At 67.0% G+C, this 19,105-nt stretch carries 18 protein-coding genes; 10 read left to right on the top strand and 8 right to left on the bottom strand.

The window, feature by feature from the left end:
* Positions 1-398 precede the first annotated feature (398 nt).
* A complete protein-coding gene (locus ACTWPB_RS28635) occupies positions 399-1,526 on the top strand; it encodes a glycerate kinase (RefSeq protein WP_446223566.1) in 1,128 nt (375 codons plus the stop codon).
* Here ACTWPB_RS28635 and ACTWPB_RS28630 read toward each other — a convergent pair.
* Complete coding sequence (locus tag ACTWPB_RS28630; RefSeq protein ID WP_446223565.1) at positions 1,521-1,910, bottom strand: winged helix-turn-helix transcriptional regulator; 390 nt, start codon at positions 1,908-1,910, stop codon at positions 1,521-1,523. The genes ACTWPB_RS28635 and ACTWPB_RS28630 overlap by 6 nt on opposite strands.
* 143 nt (positions 1,911-2,053) lie before the next feature.
* Here ACTWPB_RS28630 and ACTWPB_RS28625 point away from each other — a divergent pair, with 143 nt between their 5' ends.
* Positions 2,054-2,929, top strand: a complete 876-nt coding sequence (locus ACTWPB_RS28625) for an NAD(P)-dependent oxidoreductase (RefSeq protein ID WP_446223564.1) — start codon at positions 2,054-2,056, stop codon at positions 2,927-2,929.
* Positions 2,930-3,031: 102 nt separating this feature from the next.
* Here the strand turns inward: ACTWPB_RS28625 and ACTWPB_RS28620 are convergent, their stop codons facing one another.
* Genes ACTWPB_RS28620 through ACTWPB_RS28610 form a run of 3 tightly spaced genes read right to left on the bottom strand, consistent with a single transcriptional unit; the run spans position 3,032 to position 5,026 of the window.
* A complete protein-coding gene (locus tag ACTWPB_RS28620; RefSeq protein ID WP_056823747.1) occupies positions 3,032-3,274 on the bottom strand; it encodes a helix-turn-helix transcriptional regulator in 243 nt (80 codons plus the stop codon).
* Entirely contained in the window at positions 3,264-4,100 is an 837-nt protein-coding gene (locus tag ACTWPB_RS28615; protein ID WP_446223563.1) for an ABC transporter permease, read from the bottom strand. Before ACTWPB_RS28615 ends, ACTWPB_RS28620 begins: the two co-directional genes overlap by 11 nt.
* The gene (locus ACTWPB_RS28610; protein ID WP_446223562.1) at positions 4,097-5,026 is read right to left on the bottom strand and encodes an ABC transporter ATP-binding protein; all 930 of its coding nucleotides are present in this window, start codon (positions 5,024-5,026) and stop codon (positions 4,097-4,099) included. The genes ACTWPB_RS28615 and ACTWPB_RS28610 overlap by 4 nt, the downstream gene beginning before the upstream one ends.
* 181 nt (positions 5,027-5,207) lie before the next feature.
* On the opposite strand from ACTWPB_RS28610, the gene ACTWPB_RS28605 reads away from it, so the two are divergent.
* The gene (locus ACTWPB_RS28605) at positions 5,208-5,654 is read left to right on the top strand and encodes a nitroreductase/quinone reductase family protein (RefSeq protein ID WP_446223561.1); all 447 of its coding nucleotides are present in this window, start codon (positions 5,208-5,210) and stop codon (positions 5,652-5,654) included.
* On the opposite strand, the gene aroQ is transcribed toward ACTWPB_RS28605, so the two are convergent.
* Together aroQ and ACTWPB_RS28595 are read right to left on the bottom strand one after the other, a co-directional pair.
* Positions 5,651-6,097 (bottom strand): type II 3-dehydroquinate dehydratase, encoded by a 447-nt coding sequence (gene aroQ / locus ACTWPB_RS28600; protein WP_446223560.1) that lies wholly within the window; start codon positions 6,095-6,097, stop codon positions 5,651-5,653. The two genes, ACTWPB_RS28605 and aroQ, sit on opposite strands and share 4 nt — an antisense overlap.
* Positions 6,098-6,498: 401 nt before the next feature.
* Complete coding sequence (locus tag ACTWPB_RS28595) at positions 6,499-7,059, bottom strand: hypothetical protein (protein WP_446223559.1); 561 nt, start codon at positions 7,057-7,059, stop codon at positions 6,499-6,501.
* A gap of 489 nt (positions 7,060-7,548) precedes the next feature.
* Here ACTWPB_RS28595 and ACTWPB_RS28590 point away from each other — a divergent pair, with 489 nt between their 5' ends.
* The gene (locus ACTWPB_RS28590) at positions 7,549-9,135 is read left to right on the top strand and encodes an NTF2-like N-terminal transpeptidase domain-containing protein (protein WP_446223558.1); all 1,587 of its coding nucleotides are present in this window, start codon (positions 7,549-7,551) and stop codon (positions 9,133-9,135) included.
* Positions 9,136-9,207: 72 nt separating this feature from the next.
* The gene (locus ACTWPB_RS28585) at positions 9,208-9,564 is read left to right on the top strand and encodes a DUF3054 domain-containing protein (RefSeq protein ID WP_446223557.1); all 357 of its coding nucleotides are present in this window, start codon (positions 9,208-9,210) and stop codon (positions 9,562-9,564) included.
* A 43-nt stretch (positions 9,565-9,607) separates the two neighbouring features.
* Here the strand turns inward: ACTWPB_RS28585 and ACTWPB_RS28580 are convergent, their stop codons facing one another.
* Positions 9,608-10,741: a lysylphosphatidylglycerol synthase transmembrane domain-containing protein gene (locus ACTWPB_RS28580; RefSeq protein ID WP_446223556.1), complete on the bottom strand. Its 1,134-nt coding sequence runs from the start codon at positions 10,739-10,741 to the stop codon at positions 9,608-9,610.
* Between the two features lie 4 nt (positions 10,742-10,745).
* Positions 10,746-12,299 (bottom strand): adenylate/guanylate cyclase domain-containing protein, encoded by a 1,554-nt coding sequence (locus tag ACTWPB_RS28575; protein WP_446223555.1) that lies wholly within the window; start codon positions 12,297-12,299, stop codon positions 10,746-10,748.
* 39 nt (positions 12,300-12,338) lie between these two features.
* Between ACTWPB_RS28575 and ACTWPB_RS28570 the strand changes: the two genes are divergently transcribed.
* From ACTWPB_RS28570 to ACTWPB_RS28550, 5 genes are all read left to right on the top strand, one after another.
* Positions 12,339-13,580 (top strand): AI-2E family transporter, encoded by a 1,242-nt coding sequence (locus tag ACTWPB_RS28570; RefSeq protein WP_446223554.1) that lies wholly within the window; start codon positions 12,339-12,341, stop codon positions 13,578-13,580.
* Positions 13,561-14,739 (top strand): MacS family sensor histidine kinase, encoded by a 1,179-nt coding sequence (gene macS / locus ACTWPB_RS28565; RefSeq protein WP_446223553.1) that lies wholly within the window; start codon positions 13,561-13,563, stop codon positions 14,737-14,739. The genes ACTWPB_RS28570 and macS overlap by 20 nt, the downstream gene beginning before the upstream one ends.
* 16 nt (positions 14,740-14,755) lie before the next feature.
* On the top strand, positions 14,756-15,406 hold the full coding sequence (locus tag ACTWPB_RS28560; protein WP_446223552.1) for a response regulator: 651 nt from the start codon (positions 14,756-14,758) through the stop codon (positions 15,404-15,406).
* Between the two features lie 168 nt (positions 15,407-15,574).
* Positions 15,575-16,246, top strand: coding sequence for a DUF1707 SHOCT-like domain-containing protein (locus ACTWPB_RS28555; protein WP_378653837.1), 672 nt, complete (start codon positions 15,575-15,577; stop codon positions 16,244-16,246).
* Positions 16,247-17,066: 820 nt separating this feature from the next.
* Positions 17,067-19,070 (top strand): DUF2339 domain-containing protein, encoded by a 2,004-nt coding sequence (locus tag ACTWPB_RS28550; protein ID WP_446223551.1) that lies wholly within the window; start codon positions 17,067-17,069, stop codon positions 19,068-19,070.
* Positions 19,071-19,105: the final 35 nt, after the last annotated feature.

Genomic DNA, 19,105 nt, shown 5'->3' with positions numbered 1-19,105 from the left:
TTCGGTGGTCCTGGGCGTTGAGGGATGACCGGGGTTTGGTAGTCCCAGGCAGGTTTGACGCTGTGTTTATTGGAGCGCTGGCGCGCTCGAGTCCGCGGCCCGAGGGGCCGCCGATCAGGCGCCGCGGAATCGCTCCTTCGTCGCATCTCCGCGGCGCCTGATCGGCGACCCGCCGCGGACCGGCCACTTCGTGGCCGCCGCTCCCCAGGGGTCGCGGGTGTGGGTTGGGAGTGCGGTCATGGCGGTTTTGGGGTGTGCGGTGTGGGTTGGGAGTGCGGTCATGGCGGTTTTGGGGTGTGCGGTGTGGGGTGGGAGTGCGGTCATGGCGGTTTTAGGGTGAACGGTGTGGCTGGAACTGCGGGGATGCGGGTTTTGGTCTCAGGGCGGAAGATGTCGGGATGACTCGTGGACCGCTCGTTGTGCTTGCACCGGACAAGTTCAAGGGTTCGCTGTCGGCACCTGAGGTCGCGCAGGCGTTGGGGCGGGGGATTGCTCGGCGGGCGCCGCAGGCGCAGGTGCGGTGTGTGCCGGTGGCCGATGGCGGCGATGGGATGGTCGACGCTTTCGTGGCGTCGGGGTGGCAGCGCGTGGAGCTCGCCGCGCCCGGGCCGACCGGGGAGGTCTCGACGGCGGTGTACGCGGTGCGCGGCGATACCGCGGTGGTGGAGTTGGCGGCTGCCGTGGGGCTGGTGAAATTGCCGGGTGGGCGGCTGGATCCGCTGCGGTCCGACACGTTCGGGTTGGGGGTGGCTATCGCGCACGCGCTCGACGCGGGGGCTCGCGAGATCGTGCTCGGGCTCGGTGGGAGTGCATCGACCGATGGCGGGGCGGGATTGTTGCGGGCGCTCGGATTGCGGCTGCTCGATCGGGAGGGCCGGGAATTGGCCGGGGTCGCGGATGTGGCCGTGATGCTCGAGCAGGTTGCCTCGGTGGATCGAGGCGGGCTGCATCCGGCGGTCGCGACGGCTCAGTTCACGCTTGCCTGCGATGTGGACAATCCGTTGCTCGGACCCGCCGGGGCGGTGGCGGTGTACGCGCCCCAGAAGGGTGCCGATCCTCGACAGATGCTGAAACTCGAAGCAGGACTTACCAATTGGGCCGCGGTCCTGGGTACGGGCTACGCCGAGATCGGTGGGGCAGGCGCGGCGGGTGGTACCGGATTCGGGGTGCTCGCGGTGCTCGGGGCGCAGGTGCGCAGCGGGATCGATGTGCTGCTCGAGCTGCTGGAATTCACGACGCTGATCGACGGGGCCACACTGGTTGTCACCGGTGAGGGCTCGCTGGATCATCAGAGCATGCACGGGAAGGCGCCGGTCGGGGTCGCGGCCGCGGCCAAGAAGGCCGGCGTGCCGGTGGTCGCGGCGGTGGGCCGAACTCTGTTGTCGCCCGGCGAGATTCGCGCCGCGGGGTTCGCCGCTTGCTACCCGCTCAGCGACCTGGAGCCCGATCCCGCGCGCTCGATGATGGCCGCGGCGAACCTGCTCGAGCGCATCGGCGAGCGAATCGCCGTGGAACACTTGCTATGACGCGCTGATATTCACCGCGCGATTCGCCGAGGGCGCAGGGTTGGACGTATGGGCGGCGGCACTCAACGCCGCGCGGTGCTCATCGCCCCAGGATTCGAGCGGCTCCAATGCGAGGCGAAGGGTCTCGCCCAGCTGGGTGAGCGAGTACTCCACCCGCGGGGGGATCTCGGGGAAGATCTCGCGGTGCACCACGCCGGCGCTCTCCAGATGACGCAGGTTCTCGGCGAGCACCTTCTCGCTCACGCCGTCGAGCAGCCGCCGGATCTGGCCGAACCGCTGCGGCCCGGCGCCGAGCACCCACATCAGGTGCAGTTTCCATTTACCGCCGACGACATCGATGGCCAGGCTCATGCCACACACAGTGTGATCTGCATCACTACTCATCTTCGGCGCACCCTTCTGACCGTATTTCGAACCTCTAGGTAAGCAACCACACCCGAACGTTCGGTCTTCCCGACGATACCCGCGCCGACCACCATGGAAAGCGGCGCCGAACCGTCCAGTTCCGAGTATCGAAGGGCCTCACTATGTCCCAGCACACCGCATCCATTTCCGTTCTCGGCCTCGGCCCGATGGGTCAGGCCATGGTCAAGGCCTTCCTCGAAGCAGGCGTCGAGGTAACGGTATGGAATCGCAGCACCGCCAAGGTCGACGCGATGGTGGCGCTGGGTGCCAAGCGCGCAGGCACCGTCGCCGAGGCGCTCGCCGCCAACGAGGTCTGCGTGCTCAGCCTGACCCACTACGACGCCATGTACGACGTGCTCGGTCAGGCCGTCGACCAGCTGCCCGGCAAGGTCATCGCCAACCTGTCCTCCGATTCACCGGACAAGGCGCGGGCGGGCGCGAAGTGGGTTCGTGAGCGCGGCGCCGAATTCATCTCCGGCGGCGTGATGTCGGCCGGCGACAATATCGTCCATCCCTCGTCCTACATCTTCTACAGCGGCCCGAAGGCGGTCTTCGACGCGCACGCCGAACTGCTGCGCCCGCTCAGCCCGCAGGAATACCTCGGCGCGGACGACGGCTTGGCCCAGATCTTCTACCAGGCACTGTTGATCACCTTCCACCCCTGGTTGCTGGCGTTCGACCAGGCATCGGCGATGATCGCGAACTCCGGCCACAGCATCGACCAGTTCGTACCGTTCGCCGTCCGCTCCGCCGGCGCCTACCCGTTCTTCATCGAACAGTTCGCCGAGGCGAACAAGGCGGGCGGGTTCGTGGAGCTCGCGCACCTGAAGATGATGGATGCGGGCGCCCAGCACATCATCGACGCCAGCGAAGAGGCAGGCGTCGACGCGAGCTTGTCCCACCTCGCACAGTCGTTCTGGCGCAAGGCTGTCGCAGCCTCCGAGGCGACCGGCAAGCAGATCTCGCCGTACGCCCTGTTCCGCGGCGAGGCGTCCTGATGCTGACCTCGGGCCGGGCGCCCGCGCCCGAATCGACGTTCCCGGTATTTCGCGGATGACACACCGAAACCGTTCGGCGCGGTGCCGAACGGTTTCGGGTGTTCACGCGGTCTCGGCGCCTGATCCCAATCTCGGGAACGGCTCGGTGGAGAACACCACTTCCACCGCTACCTCGAAATAGGCCGCGAGTCGCAGGGCGAGGTGCAGGCTTGGGCTGTATTCGCCGCGTTCGAGATAGCCGACGGTTTGGTAGTGCACGCCGAGCGCTTCGGCCAGGTCCCGCCGCGAGATGCCGCGCTCGGCGCGCAGCATCGCGATGCGGTTGTAGATGACTTCAGAAGGCACGCTGCATCGCCTTGTCCCTTCGCTGTGCCATCACGGACCCGGACTCGTTGTTCGCCATGCGCCGCAGGATGAACGGTGCGATCATCAGGCCGACAATTGCCCAAAGGCCCAGCACCCCAATGGTTTCCAGGTGCCGCCACGACTGGTCGAGTTCGATCGTGACCGCGTCGGCGGGCAGCAGTGCCGAACGCATTCCGAGGCCGAGCCAGTAGATCGGAAACACCTGGGCGAGTCCCTGCAACCAGCCGGGCATGGCGGTGATCGGGTAGAAGATGCCGGAGATGGCGATAATGCCCATCAGCGGCATGGTCAGCAGGAAGCCGGTGCGCGCGTCAAGGACGCTGCCGAGTATCGCGCCGAACGGCAACACCGCGAGCAGACCGAGCGCGACCACCCACGCGAAGGTCGCCACCGCGCCCGGGCCACTCAGTGAGAAGCCACCGATGATCACCATGCTCACGCCGAGCACGATAGCCAGCTGCACGATGACAGCGCCCGCCGTGGTCACGATCTTGCCGACGAAGTAGCCGGCCATCCCCTTGGGGACCGCCTTGGCGCGCAACAACGTGCCGTCTTCGCGATCCAGTACCAGCACGTTGAGCAGGGCATACATGCCGTTGAACGAGATGATGGTCGAGAGCATGCCCGGCACGGCCAACTCGGCGATCGAAAGCCCGCTGTCGCCGTAGGTCTTGTTTCGAAGCAGGAACAGCACGCCGAGGGTGATGGCGGGCGTGAGGAACTGGCCGATCAGATCGACGGGGTTGGTGTAGGCCTGGCGCAGTTCGATGAGACCGCGGCTGATGCCTGCCCGGGTGCCGCTCATTCGGTGACCTCCGCGAGAGTGTGGACGGCAGCGGTTTCCTCGCCGGATTCCGCGCGCCGAACCAGGGTCATATAGGTGTCTTCGAGCGAGGCTCGACGTACCTCCAGATCACCGATGGAGTCGCCGTGCTGCTTGAACAGTTCGTGCACGAACTTGGTGGACTCGGTGGTGGTGTGCACGAAGAGCTGGTCATCGATAGACCAGCTGACCTGGGCTTCGCCCGCGATCGACCGGGACAGTTCGTCGGGGGACCCGTCGGCGATTATTCGCCCGCCCGCCAGGATCAGTATCCGGTCGGCGAGTTTCTCGGCCTCGTCGAGGTCGTGCGTGGTGAGTAGGACGGTGGTTTCGTCGAGATCGGCCAAACGGTGCACCAGGTCGTGGAAGTCGCGTCGGGCTGCCGGGTCGAAACCGGCGGTCGGTTCGTCCATGAACAGCAGTTCGGGCTTTCCGACGATGCCGATCGCCACGTCCAACCGTCGGCGTTGACCACCCGACAGTGTCGAGATCTTGGTGTCGGCCTGGTCGGTCAGTCCGACCAGATCGATGAGTTCGCCTGTGTCCCAAGGCCGTTGAACTCGATCCGTGGCGTACGGGGCGTAGTAGGTGCCGAGGTGCCGAAGTAGTTCGGCCACTCGCCATTTCGCGTGGTCACGCCAGGATTGGAGCACCACACCGATGCGGGCGCGCCAGAGTTCGTCACCGTGTTCGGGATCGGTCCCCAGCACGTCGACCCGGCCGGCCGACTTCCTGCGGAACCCCTCGAGGATCTCGATCGTGGTGGTTTTGCCCGCGCCGTTCGGCCCGAGCATGACGAGCACTTCCCCGCGCTTCGCTTGAAATGTCACATCGTGCAGGACGTCGGTCTCGTCGTATCGCATCCGTAGTTGCGCGACATCGAGAACGACGTTGTTGTTCGAAGCCATGAGTCCTCCCAGTCATCGACCTTCGATGACATGTAGCATACGTACTACATTCTATCGCGGCAATACTTCGCCGAAACGGAGGCAACTCGAAACTGGGAGCACTGCTCTTGACTTGAAGTCCCGCTTCGCGCATGCTTGTACTCAACAGAGAGCAGTGCTCACGGTTACAGGAGTGATCAACATGGACAACGCGACCCGCCACCTCCCCCCGACCGGCATCGACCCGATCGTCAACAAGATCGCCAACCTGCTGCCCAAGCTGGGGATCAGCATCATGGGTTCGCGGCTGCTGGCCGTGCGCGGCCGCAAGAGCGGTGAATGGCGCACCACCATGGTCAACGTGATGACGGCCGCCGACGGCGAGCGCTACCTGGTCGCGCCGCGCGGGCACGTCCAGTGGGTGCGCAATCTGCGGGTGGCGGGCGACGGCGAACTGCGCCTCGGCCGCAAAACCGAACAGTTCACCGCCACCGAGGTCGCCGACGCCGACAAGGTGCCGCTGCTCCGGCTGTACCTGGAGAAGTGGGGCTGGGAAGTCGGGAAGTTCTTCGACGGCGTCACCAAGGACGCGACCGATGCCGAATTGATCGCCATCGCGCCGGGTTTCCCCGTTTTCCGACTCTCCTAGGGCTTGCTCAAGAACTCGATCGCGGCGGCATAGCCGTGGATTCCCAGCCCCGCGATGACCGCGGTGGCGATCGGGGAGACGAACGAGTGGTGCCGGAACTCCTCGCGCGCGTGCACATTGCTGATGTGCACCTCGACGATCGGCACCTCCGGGATCACCAGGGCGTCGCGCAGCGCGACCGAGGTGTGGGTGAGGCCGCCGGGGTTGATGACGATGGCCGACACCTCGCCGCGGGCCTGCTGGATCCGATCGATCAGCGCGCCTTCGTGATTGGACTGGAACGTGATGACCTTGCGGCCGAATCGGGTGGCGGTCTGTTCGCACAGTGCGACGACATCGTCGAGGGTGTCGGCGCCGTAGACCTCGGGCTGACGGGTGCCGAGCATGTTGAGGTTCGGTCCGTTGATGATCAGGATCGGACCAGTGGCCTGCTCGGTTTCCATGCATGCCAGTGTATCTAGGTGTACCCGCACCGGTGTATCTAGGTGTACCCGCACCGGTGTATCTAGGTGTACCCGCACCGGGTCGTATTGTGGCTGTGTTTTTGGAGCGCTGGCGCGCTCGAGCGGGGCCCTGGAGGCCCCGATCTTCCCTCCCTCCGGGCACTCCTTCGTCGCACCCTCCGGTCAGTCCAGATCGGGGCGGGCCCCTTTGGGTAGGGACATACAGGGTGTGCCCGGCCGGTTGGGTTACAGGCCGGTGGGTTACAGGCCGGTTGGGTTACAGGCCGGTGGGTTACAGGCCGGTTGGGTTACAGGCCGGTGGGTTACAGGCCGGTTGGGTTACAGGCCGGTGGGTTACAGGCCGGTTGGGTTACAGGCCGGTGGGTTACAGGCCGGTTGGGTTACAGGCCGGTTGGTCCCTCCGAGCGCAGGTCGTCGACCTTGCGCATGGCTTCGCGGAGTTCGGCCAGCCAGGTTTCTGCGTGTTTGCCCGCGAGTTTGACCGTCCAGGCCAGTGCGTCGGCGCGGGAGCGGGCTACGCCTGCGTCGATGAGGGTGTCGAGGACCTGGCGTTCGGGCTGGCGTAGGCGGGTCATCACGGGGACGGCCAAGTGGGTGAAGATGATTCGCTCGCCGTCTACTTTCACCCCCCAGGCGACGCTGCGGCCATAACGGCGCTGGGCCTCGTCGGCGATCTGCATGCGCGCGGGGCGGGTCGACTCGCGGAAGCGGGCGAGTGCGCCTTCTTTGGTGGCTGCTGGGGTGCTCGCGTCGCCGGAGACGGGCAGTTCGCCGACCACGACGATCTCGTCGCGGTCGATCTCGATCTCCACCGGGCCGGTGAACCAGTCGGCGGGCAATCGTCCGGCGAACCAGTCGGGGGCGTCGGCGGGATCGGGAAGGTCGGCTTGCTGCCAACCGCCGGGTCGGCCGAATCCGCGTCCGCGTCGGTCGTTCCGCATGGAAATCACCTGCTATCTCTGTTGCGCACTTTGCGTTGATTACAAGATTACGCCGATATCAGCGTGTTGGATTTCACTCTGCGTGAACGGGTGCGCACCGGCCCGGCACGGCCGACGCCCTGCGGTTGGACGAAGATGGCCTGGGTACCCTCGCGTTGAATCGCCGGACAAATGCGAGATCCGCACCACGCGGCGCGGCTGTCGGTACGGTTGACACAGCAGTTGTTGCCGCTTACAGGGCGAGGTTGGAAAACGGACCTTCATTCGGGCGAGATTTCCGGCACAATCGAGGCGTCGAGGTCGGGCAGTGGCCCGGCGTACCGGGGCATTGGAGACGGGTCAACTTCGGGTACGGTGGATTTGTTACCGGAGTGGCAAGAGTGAAGAGTGGGCGATATGGATGTGTGGGGATCCCGCCGCTTTCGCGTCCGGGGCGCAATGGCGATCGCGGGGGTTGCGACCCTCGCCATCGCACTGTGCTCGTGCGGAGTGGGTGGGAAGACGAGTGAGTCGGAGACGGTGGTCCAGCGGTTCACCGAGCTTCTCGATGTGCAGGACTACGGCAAGGCCGCCGACCTGACCTCCTACCCCGCTGCCGCATCGGCAACCATGAAGCAAATGTTCGAGGGCCTGCAATCGGGCACCGTCGACTACGAGGCATCACAGGTCATCGACCTCGACAAGCAATCGGCGATCTTCAGCATGGAGGTCGCCTGGAACTTCGGCGAGAATAAGGACTGGACCTACACACTGCAGGGCACCGTCCGCAAGCTCGCCATCGGCTGGCGGATCTCCTGGGAGCCCGCGGTGGTGATGCCGCAGCTGGAGAACAATCGCACCGTCAAGCTCGTGCGCACGACCGCGAAGCCGCCGCCGAAGGTTGTCGACCTGCCGGGTGAGGCGCTGATGACCGAGCAGACACTCAACGTCATCAAGATCGACCCGAGCCGTACCGGCGATCTCGTCGGCACCACCAACGCGCTCGCCGACGCCATCGAACCGGTCGCGCCGCTGATCACCGGGCCGTCCCTGATGCAGCAGCTGGCGGGCTCGCAGGGCAAGCCGATCGTCGCGGTGAATCTGCGCGAGGGGGATTTCGCGATCCTGGAACCGCGGATGGCCAGGGTGCCGGGCGTGGTGATGGAGAAGCAGCCCAAACTGATCTCGGCCGACCGGCGCACGCGCTCGCCGATGCTCGACGCGTTGCGCAAGGTGTGGCAGGACAGTCTCGAGGCCACCTCGGGCTGGGGCGTGCAGATCTTCGAGGCCGACGGCAGGTTCGTCAACCAGGTGGCCGGATATCAGGGGCCCGCCGGGCCGGATATCGCCGCGACCATGGATCAGCGGTTACAGCGTGCCGCCGAGGACGCGGTGGTGAGCGCGGGGACCCCGGCCACGGTCGTGGCCATCCAGCCCTCGACCGGCGCGGTTGTCGCGGTGGCGCAGAACTCCTACGCCACCGAGAAGGGTCCGATCGCCTTCACCGGGCTGTTCCCGGCGGGCGGCACGATGGAGCTGTTCCGCGCCGTCGCCGCGGCGACCAAGAACAAGCCGCCGCAGGACGTCACGGTGCAGGAAGCGGCCGAGGCGGCCACCGCGCTCGGCGTCGGCGTCGACTTCAAGGTGGCCGGGCTCGACGAGGTGACCGGGCGGATCAGCGCGCCCGGCCGCAGCACCGAACAGGTGCGCCAGGGCGCGGGTGCCGATGCGGTGCAGGTCAGCCCCTTCGGCATGGCTATCGCGGCTGCCGCGATTTGGCGTGGCTCGGTGGTGCCGCCGATGATCGTGGCGGGCAATCCGGGCACAACCGATACGCCCGCTCCCGCGCTGCCCCAGCCCGCGGTGGACCGGTTGCGCGCGATGATGCACGAGGGCATCGGTAAGCCGGAAACGGCTGCGCTGCGTGGATTCCGCGACATCACCGCGTTCGCCGCCACCGGCGACACCGACGGGTGGCTGCTGGCCACGATGGGCGATCTGGTCTTCGCGGTGCACATCGCCGACGTCGACAGTAGCGACGCCACGTCACGACTGGCGGCCGTCTTGCTGAAATCGCTGTCGACGCCGGAGCCGTAGGCGCGGGGTCAGCACTGCTCAGTGGGCACGAACCCGGTCTCGAAGGCGATCTCGAGCGGTTACGCTACGTCCGTGAAAAGGTACGCGCCGTTCGGTATCGATGCTCTCTTGGTGATCGTCTTCTGCGCGATCGGGAGGCGCAGTCACGACGAGGCTGTCCTCGCCGGTCTGCTGAAAACGGTGTGGCCCTTCGGTTTAGGGCTGATCCTCGGCTGGGGGTTAGCTGTGCTCGTCGCGCGGAGTACACGGTTCGACGCAACGGCGTTGTGGCCGAGCGGAATCCTGATCTGGGCAGGCACCTTCGCCGGCGGGATGGTCTTTCGCACCATCAGCGGACAGGGTGTCGCGCTGAGTTTCATGATCGTCGCGGCGAGCGTGCTCGCGCTGTTCCTCTTGGGCTGGCGCGCCGCGATACGCGCGCTGCGGTGACACCGATGGATAGTCAGTACATGGGTAACTCACCGGGTACGGGCTAACCGGACTCCATTGTTCCGCCGGCCGCGTCCCCGGATTCCCCGCGCCTACGTCTGGCCTGAATACGCGGAGAGGCGGAATAGAATTCCTGCTCGTACTCTTCGTCGTCGGCCTGGGGCGTGCGGAACAGGAACGCGAAGACGATCCAGCCGACGACGGCGACCAGAATGAAGCTGACCAGCCGGTAGACGAACGCGGCCGCGACGGCCTGCGCGGCAGGCAAGCCAGCGCCGACCGTGAGACCGTAGATCAGCGTCGCATCCACGTAGACGATGCCGCCCGGCGCGAACGGAATAGACCCCACCGCCTTGCCCGCCGCGAACGCGATGAGCAGCCCGGACAGCTTGGGATCGGCACCCACCGCGAAACAGGCGGCGCCGAGACACGCCACATCGGCGAACCGGTGCACCAGCGCCCACGCCCCGACGAGCGCCGCGTCCTTCTTCCCCAGATCGACCGACTCGAGCTGCGCCCGGATCTCGGCCAGGTTGGCGATGCCGTGATCGGCGGGCTTCTTCCGCAGGCGGTTGACCAGCCCGAGCACCCGGCGCAGCATGGCCTCGAGCGTGCCGGGATGGCGGGCGAGATAGTTGCCGATGAACACGACCAGCCCGAGCACCACCAGCGAGACGACGAATTTGAACCCGATCCCCTGCCCGACCAGCGCGGCGCCGCCGATTCCGAGCAGCGCCAGCCCGGCGGCGGCGACCACACCCGAGAAGACCAGCTGCCAGGAGGCGACGATCGGGCTCGCGCCCCAGCGGCGGGTCTGGCGGTAGGTGAACGCGGTGGAGAAGACCTGGCCCGCGGGCAGCGTCAGCGACATCGCGGTCGCGCCGTAGACCACCGAGACCGATTTTCCCTGGCTGACATCCACCCCGCCCGCGTGCAGCAGTTGCTTCTGCACGCGCCCGAAACCGCTCATCGACATCGCCTGCAAGACGATGCACAGCACCAGCCACCCCCAGTGGATCTCGGTGAGCGTGCGCCAGGATTCGTGCAGGCGGGGCCACAGATACACGCCTTCGCCGACGAGCAGCGCGAGGATCACCGCGCCGAGCACCCACTTGACCCACCTGAACCGGCGGCGGCGCTCGGCCGGTGCCCCTGTTAGGTCGCCGTCGGCCGTCACGGTCTCAGCCTAACGAACGCATCTGTTCTCCCTCGTCCTCGCGCGGCGCGGCGATCGCGGACTTCGGCCAGGCCAGGCGGGTTTTTCTGCGTCTGCCGCGCAATTGGACCTCGTCTCCGGTTATCCAATGTTCTTGCTCGCTTTCGTCGGCGAAGTAGAGCGCGCTGCCCGAAGCGAGAACGCGGCCGGGATGATCTTTGGCCAATTCGGTGAGCCGCGACGCCTCGTTGACGGGGTCGCCGATCACGGTGTACTCGAAACGATTCGCGGCACCGATGTTTCCGGCGACCGCCAGGCCCGCCGAGACGCCGATGCCGATGTCGAGGCTGGTCACCTCGCGCAGGGCCTCGCGCAGATCGCGGGCCGCGGCGAGTGCGGCACTCGGTGCGTCGGGGCGATCCAGCGGGGCGCCGAAGATGGCCAGCGCCGCGTCGCCGACGAACTTGTTGACGAACCCGTGATGGCTGTCGATCACGTCGACCACCACCCGGAAGAACTCGTTGAGCAGGCTGACCACCTCGGTCGGCGGGCGTTCGGCCGCGGCGGCGGTGGAGCCGACCATGTCCACGAACAGCACCGCCACGAATCGGGTCTCACCGCCGAGTTCGGTGCCGTAGTCCAGTGCCCGTTGCGCCACGTCCTCACCCACGTGCTGGCCGAACAGCTCTTGCAGCTTGCGCCGCTTGGCCGCCTCGTCCATCATCCGGTTGAAGCCGACCTGCAACAGCCCGATCTCGCTGCCGTCGTAGACCTCCACCTGCACATCACGCGAGCCGCCCTGCACCTTGTTGATGGCTTGGGACAACTGGCGCACCGGGTCCGAGATCGACGAACCGGTCAGCATCGACAGCGCCAGCGCCTGCAGGATCACCACGCCACACAGCAGCAGGATCGAGATCGCCAGGGACTTCGCCGAGAACTTCACATCCGAGGAGATCTGGGTCACGCACAGCAGCACGATCGCGATGGTCGGCGCGAAGGTGCCCATGCCCCAGGTCATCGCCATGCGCGTGCCGACGCCGGGCGTCAGCGTGTGGTCGAAGGAGCCCTCGGTCAGCGCCTCGGCGGCGACCGGGCGCAGGATGCGTTCGCCGAGCATGTAGGTGAAACCGAACACGATGGTGGCGGCCATACACTCGGTGACGATCACCGCGCCCGCCAGCTCGGGCGATTCGGTGATGATCATTGCGGCCAGGATCCCACCGCCGATGATCCACAGCACCAGGTGCACGATCGACTGCCGCAGCGGCACGTGCAGCGCCGCCATCTGCTCGCGTCGGCTCGGCGGCCCGCCGCGCATCTGCCAGCGCATCACCGGCCGCAGCATGAGCGCGGCGGCGCCGATGCTCAGCACCGCGGCGACACCGAAAACGAGCAGGGGAGCGAGCAGACCGGTCTGGCGCACCCCACCCGGATCGCCTTCGGGAACCGGCAGGCCGTATTGGATGAACGCCCACACCAGCACCGCGCCGAAGGCATTGGCCAACAGCACCGACGTCAGATACAGCGGCCAGCGCGTTCGCATGGTCTGTTTGACCGCTTCCAAGGGCGCCGACACGACCACCAATCTAGCGTTCGGACCGATAGGCTCTGTCGGGTGACCGACCAGAAGGTAGTTTCGGGGCCCACGTCATTGCCGTGGAGCGCGGATGCCGAGGCAGTTCATCCCCTGGTCCGTAAAGCCGCGGCATGGAGCTGGCGGCTGCTGATCATCTTCGGCGCGTTGCTCGCGGTGGGGATGCTTGTGCAGAAGTTCGCCACGGTGGTGATCCCGCTGGCGATCGCGTTGCTCGCTGCGGCGCTGCTCGCGCCGCTGGTCGATTGGATGCAGCGGGTCGGGATCCCGCGTTCGCTCGGCGTGTTCGTCGCGCTGCTCGGGTCGATCGGGCTGCTCGCGGGGGTGCTGACCTTTGTCGTCGAACAGTTCGTCGACGGTGTGCCCGGTCTGTCCAACGAGGTCACCAACAGCGTGCACAAGGTGCAGGACTGGTTGATCAACGGTCCGCCGCACCTGAGCGATCAGCAGATCCGCAGCGCGGGCGACACCATCGTGCGCACCATTCAGGACAACCGCGAGAGCCTGACCAGCGGCGCGCTGACCACCGCCACCGCCATCGGCCACATTCTCACCGGCGCGTTCCTGATCTTGTTCATCCTCATCTTCTTCCTCTACGGCGGGGATCAGATCTGGAACTTCATCACCCGGATCATCCCCACCGTGCACCGCGAAAAGGTCCGCACCGCAGGCGAATTGGGTTTCGGGACGTTGGTCGGGTTCGTGCGTGCCACCGTCGTGGTGGCGGCGGTCGACGCGATCGGTATAGGAGCCGGGCTGGCGATTCTGCATGTGCCACTCGCGCTGCCGCTGGCCTCGCTGGTGTTCATCAGTGCGTTCATCCCGATCATCGGCGCGTTCTTCGCCGGGTTCGTCGCGGTGTTCATCGCGCTGGTCACCAAGGGTTTGGTGACCGCGCTGATCGTGCTCGGCATCATCATCGCGGTGATGCAGCTGGAAGGCCATGTGCTGCAACCGCTGCTGCTCGGCCGGGCCGTGAGCATCCATCCGCTGGCCGTGGTGCTGGCCATCACCGCCGGTTTGGTCGTGGGCGGGATCGCGGGGGCGCTGCTCGCGGTGCCGTTGATCGCGGTGGGCAACACCGCGATTCGGTACCTGCTCGCCGACAGCCCGGCGGAGGCCTTCGGGGAACTGGTCGCCACCGAAGAACGAAAACGGTTCACCGCCGAGCCCGACAAACCGGAGCCCCCAGGTCGCTTCGACGTGGCGAAGCGGCTGCGCAAGGAAGAAGCCGAGTCCGGCGATGCGGACCCACACAGCTGAGCTGAGCTCGGCCGATGCCGCGACCGCGCCGCTGTGGCGGGCCGCGCAGGCGTTTCGGCTGGTCACGCTGCTGTACGCGATCGGGCAGCAGATCGCTTCGGTGTCGTATTACGAGCATCCGCGACTGAGCTGGATGCTGATCGCGGTGATGGCGATCTGGTCGGGAAGTTCCGCGCTGCTGTTGTCGCAGTGGTACTTCCCGGAAGCGACCGGGAAGATCCGTGGCTGGGTGGTGTTCGGCGATCAGGTGGTGACGATCGCGCTGATCGCCTCGACTCGGCTTGTCGCGGATTACGATTGGTACCACGGGCATCAGACCCTGCCGACGACGTTGTGGATCGCGAACTCGGTGATCTCGATGGCGATTCTGCGCGGTCCGGTCGCGGGTGTCGTTGCCGGACTTGCCATGTCGGCTGTGGTGGTGACCGTGCGGGATCAGTGGGGGCAGGACGTGTGGGGCGATGCGACCGCGCCGGTACTCGTTTCGGTGGGGTTGGCGCTCGGGCTTGCGGCCAACACCGCCCGGCGGGCGCAGGGACAGCTGGAGCGGGCATTGCGGATCACGGCGGCGGCGCAGGAGCGCGAGCGGTTGGCGCGCGAGGTGCACGACGGGGTGTTGCAGGTGCTCGCGTTCATCAAGCGGCGCGGTGGCGAGATAGGCGGGCCCGCACAGGAACTCGCGCAGCGGGCGGGGGAGCAGGAGGTGGCGTTGCGGGTGCTGTTGTCCGAACAGGCGCAGCTGCCCGACTCCGGTTCGGGGGAAGTGGATCTGCGTCCGCTGCTCACCGCGCGTGCTACGCCGACGGTGTCGGTGGCCACGCCGGGCGATCCGGTGCGCGTCGGACGGGTGGTCGCGCAGGAGATCGCGGCGGCGGTGACCACCGCGCTGTCGAATGTCTCGCTGCATGCCGGTCCCGACGCGAAAGCCTATGTGCTGCTGGAAGACACCGGCGACGTGCTGGTGGTGAGTGTGCGTGACGACGGTGTGGGGATCGCGGCGGGCCGCCTGCAAGCGGCCGAAGCCGAAGGGCGGATGGGGGTTTCGCGGTCGATCGTCGGGCGCGTCGAGGCGCTGGGCGGTAGTGCCGAGTTGCTCACCGAGGGCGAGGACCTCGGTACCGAGTGGGAATTCCGGATTCCGCGCCACCCGGCGCGCTGAGAAGAGGAGCTGGGCGATGCCGGTCATTACGGTGATGGTGGTCGACGACCATCCGATGTGGCGTGAGGGAGTATCCCGCGATCTCGCCGAAGCCGGTTTCGAGGTGCTGGCCACCGCCGACGGCGTCGGGACGGCTGCTCGGCGCGCCGCGGCCGTGCAGCCGGATGTGGTGCTGATGGATATGCAGCTCACCGACGGGAACGGGGCCGCGGCGACCGCCGAGGTGTTGCGGGTTTCGCCGCACAGCCGGGTGCTGGTGCTGTCGGCTTCGGCAGAGCGCGACGATGTGCTCGACGCGATCAAGGCCGGGGCCAGCGGGTACCTGGTGAAGAGCGCTTCAGCCGCCGAGTTGATCGATGCTGTCAAGGCTACCGCCGCAGGTCAGCCGGTGTTCACGCCCGGGCTGGCCGGGTTGGTGCTCGGGGAGTATCGGCGGATGGCGACCGCGCCGGTGGCCGCCGATCAGCCGCATCGGCCGTCGTTGACCGAGCGGGAGACGGAGGTTCTGCGGATGGTGGCCAAGGGCTTGTCGGCCAAACAGATCGCTACTCGGTTGAACCTCTCGCATCGGACGGTGGAGAACCATGTGCAGGCCACGTTGCGCAAGTTGCAGCTCGCGAATCGGGTCGAGCTCACGCGCTATGCGATCGAGCAGGGGCTCGAGTAGCGGTTCTCGGCGCGCCTTCGCCGATGGACTGACTGGAGGGTGCGACGAAGGAGTACCCGGAGGGAGGGAAGAGGTGGAGTTCGGCGCCGAGAACCCGCGGCGCCAGCCGCAAAAAATACGGGTTTGCCCTGATGTGCTGAACGGGTCCGTCTGGTTACCCTCGATGACATGGGCGGTCCTGAATCCCTCTTCGTACCCGGCGCCGCTACGGCAGGCCCCGTCGGTGATCGTGAGCTGCGTGTCTCCGATGCCGAACGGGAGCATGTCGGTCAGTTGCTCCAGCGTGCCGTCGGGCTCGGCATGCTCTCGCTCGGGGAGTTCACCGAGCGGATGGATACCGCGCTGGCCGCCAAAACTCGGGGTGAGCTCAACGCCGTGCTGGTCGACCTGCCAGGGATGCGGGTGGCGGGTACGCCGCAGCCCGCGGCTATGCCCCGCCCACGACACATCCCGGTCCCGGCCGGTGGTTCCAATCCGAGTGCGATCCGTAGCCGGTTGTCGGGGGTCCATCGACGGGGACCGTGGCAGGTGCCGCCGGTGCTGCATCTCAACAACCTGATGTCCGGGGTGACCTTGGACTTCACCGAGGCGGTCATGCAGACGCAGATCGTCGAGATTCAGGTCGACGATTACTGCACGAGTCTGACGTTGCTTGTTCCGGCGGCCGCAACTGTCGACCTCAATGGTCTGGATCTGGTGGGGTCTTCGGCCAATAACAAGGTCCGCACGGGGCCGCCGATCGGGCCGTTGCATCTTGTTGTGCACGGGCGTATTCGGTTCGGGTCGGTGACCGCGAAGTATCCGTTGATGGTTCAGTGGAGACGGTTCCTGGGTTCGTAAGCGGGGTTCACCGGGCGGGGCGCGGTCGGGACACACCAGGATTCAGGGCTACCGGCTCGGGCGGTATTGCGGCTGTTCGGGGTGTGAGGTTTGAATTCGGGTAAGAACAGTGGGTAGGGCAGGGGTTTCTACTCATGTTCGGCGTTCCTTGCGCGCCGACTATGGGGTTATGAGTACTGCTATCGATCCCGCGCTGGTTGCGCGACTATCGGGGGAGTTCACCGCGCTCGGCGCCCGGATGGGGCAGTTGGCGGGCGATCTGGATCTGTTGTCCGCGCAGTTGCGGGTGGAGGTGTCGCGCGCGGGGGGTGCGGTCGCTATGTCGTCGGCCGCTGAGCGGCCTGACTCGGATTCGGATGCTGTTTCCGGGGCGCCTGAGATCGGTGTGGGCGAGAGCGGGGGGCGAGCCGAGGTGCCGACTGTCGCGGGTGGGGCTCCTGGCGATGGAGGCGCGCAAAGTATTGCGCGGCAGGCAGTTCCAGGTGCAGGTCGTGGGTATGTGGGTCCGGTTGGGGGCGTGGCGTACGGGCCCGCGGGATGGTCGGCGGGTGTGCGGCATGGCGGGCCGGTGGGTGTTGGGCCGTACGGGCCGAGTGGGGTGCCTGCGAATTGGGTGGGTCCGGCTGGGCCGCACGGTGGCCGTGCCGCGCCGTACGGGTCGGGAGGGGCGCCTACGAGTTGGGTGAGCTCGACTGGGCCGCATGCTGCGCCATACGGGCAGGTAGGGCAGCCGACCGGTTGGCCGGCCGGCCGGCCTGGTGCTGCGGGGCGAGTTGGGCCGACGCGGGCGGCCCGGGTGCCGTGGTGGCAGCGGGAAGGGGTGATTTCTCGGGTGCTTGCGGTGGCCGGGGTCGGGGTGACCTTGGTCGGGGTGGTGATGCTGTTGGTGTTGGCCGCGCAGGCGGGGTTCTTCGGGCCGGTATCGAGAGTTGTTGCCGGAGCCGGACTGTCGGTGGTGTTGGTCGGACTCGGCTGGCGGGTGTTCGGGCGGCCGGGTGGTCGCGTTGGTGGAATTGCCTTGGTGGCCACCGGTATTGCCGGGTTGTATCTGGATGTTGTCGCGGTCACCGGGTATTACCGGTGGATTCCGGGTGTTGTCGGGCTTGCGGTGGCACTGGTGGTGGCGTTGGCCGGGGTGGGGATCGCGGTGCGGTGGCAGTCTCAGCCGTTGGCGGTGGGAGTGGTGTTGGGGGCGGCGGTGTTGTCACCGGCGTTGACCACCGAATTGATGTTGCTCGGGTTCCTGGTGGTGTTGCAGGCGGCGGGGGTTCCGGTGCAGATGCGCAGGGATTGGCCGGTGCTGCACGTGGCGCGCACCTTGCCGGTGGTGCTCGCCGTGCTGGGGATGGTGGCGCTGCGCGGGATCGAAGGGGCGATCTCCGGCGCGGCGGCGGAGCAGCGGCAGGGGCTGCTGCTTGCCGCGATCGCCGGTGCGGTGGTCGGGCTGGTCGGTGCGCTGCTCGCCGTGCGGCGCAGGCCCGGCGACATCACCGCGAGCATCACGGTCGCGCTGACCGCACTTGCGGTACTCGCCGCCGCCGTGCTGTTCGACCGCGTGGTGAGCGCCTCGATCACCGCAGTACTGGCCACCGTCCTACTCTGCCTCGCGGCCACCGCGCTGACCCCGCGCCTTTCGGCTGAGATCCGTAGGCACGCGCAGTCTCCAGGAGTCCCCGCGACAGTTCCCGGTCCCGTGAATGCCGCGGGAGTTCCTGGTCCCGTGAATGCCGCGGGAGTTCCTGGTCCCGTGAATGCCGCGGGAGTTCCTGGTCCCGTGAATGCCGCGGGAGTTCCTGGTCCCGTGAATGCCGCGGGAGTTCCTGGTCCCGTGAATGCCGCGGGAGTTCCTGGTCCCGTGAATGCCGCGGGAGTTCCTGGTCCCGTGAATGCCGCGGGAGTTCCTGGTCCCGCGATTGCCGCGGGAGTTCCTGGTCCCGTGAATGTCGCGGGAGTTCCCGGCTACACGGCTGCCGATGGACTTCCCGGCCCCGCGAATGCTGCGGCACTTGTCGACCTCGCGAGGGCCGCAGTAGTTCCTGGTCTCGAGGGTCCTGGGATTGTCGGACCGTTGCGGATTGCGCGGCACACAGCGTTGGTGGCGGGATTGACCGGCGCCGTTGCCCTGTTGCAGACCTGCACCATCGCGGCGGGCGGTCACCCTCGACTGCTCCCGACCATGCTGTTCGCGGTCGGCCTCGCCTTCCTCGCGGTTGCCGCGGCGACTCGCACGCGGGTGGCCGCTGGGTTCGGTATCGCGTTCGCGTTGCTGGGCGGTCTGGTGATGCTCGCGATCGCTACACCGGAAACACTTGCACTGCAGCGACTTGCGGACGCGAAACTCGATGTCTCGACGGCGGTGGCCGCGGTGCTCGGGTTGGGCGTGGCGGCGATGGTGGCGTGGACCGTGCCGAGGTTGCCACGGTGCGACGAGCCCGCACTCGTCACCGGAGTATGGATCGCGGTGAGCATCGCCGGGCTGTACTACGTGCTGGTCGCCGCGGTGTCGCTCGGCGTATCCCTAGGCGGCGCAGACGGTTTCATTATCGGCCACAGTCTTGCCACCATCGTGTGGATGGTCGCGGCGACCGGCTCGCTGTTCTACGGTTTGCGCCGTCTGTCGAGTTCACCCGCGGTCGCGAAGGTCTGCCTGGTCTCCGGCCTACTTGTCGCCGCCGCCGCACTGGCGAAACTGTTCCTGTTCGACCTCGCGACCCTGTCCGGCCTGATCCGCGTCACGGCCTTCCTTGCGGTCGGAATCCTGTTGCTACTCACCGGAACCCGTTACGCCCGCGCCTTCGCCGACGCCACCCCCCCGCGCCCTTGAGAAGCCACTAGGGCTACCGCGAACCCGACCCGGCC

Source organism: Nocardia sp. IBHARD005 (assembly GCF_052814245.1).
The sequence above is the reverse complement of the archived record's forward strand: the minus strand, read 5'-3'. Positions and strand labels throughout refer to the sequence as shown.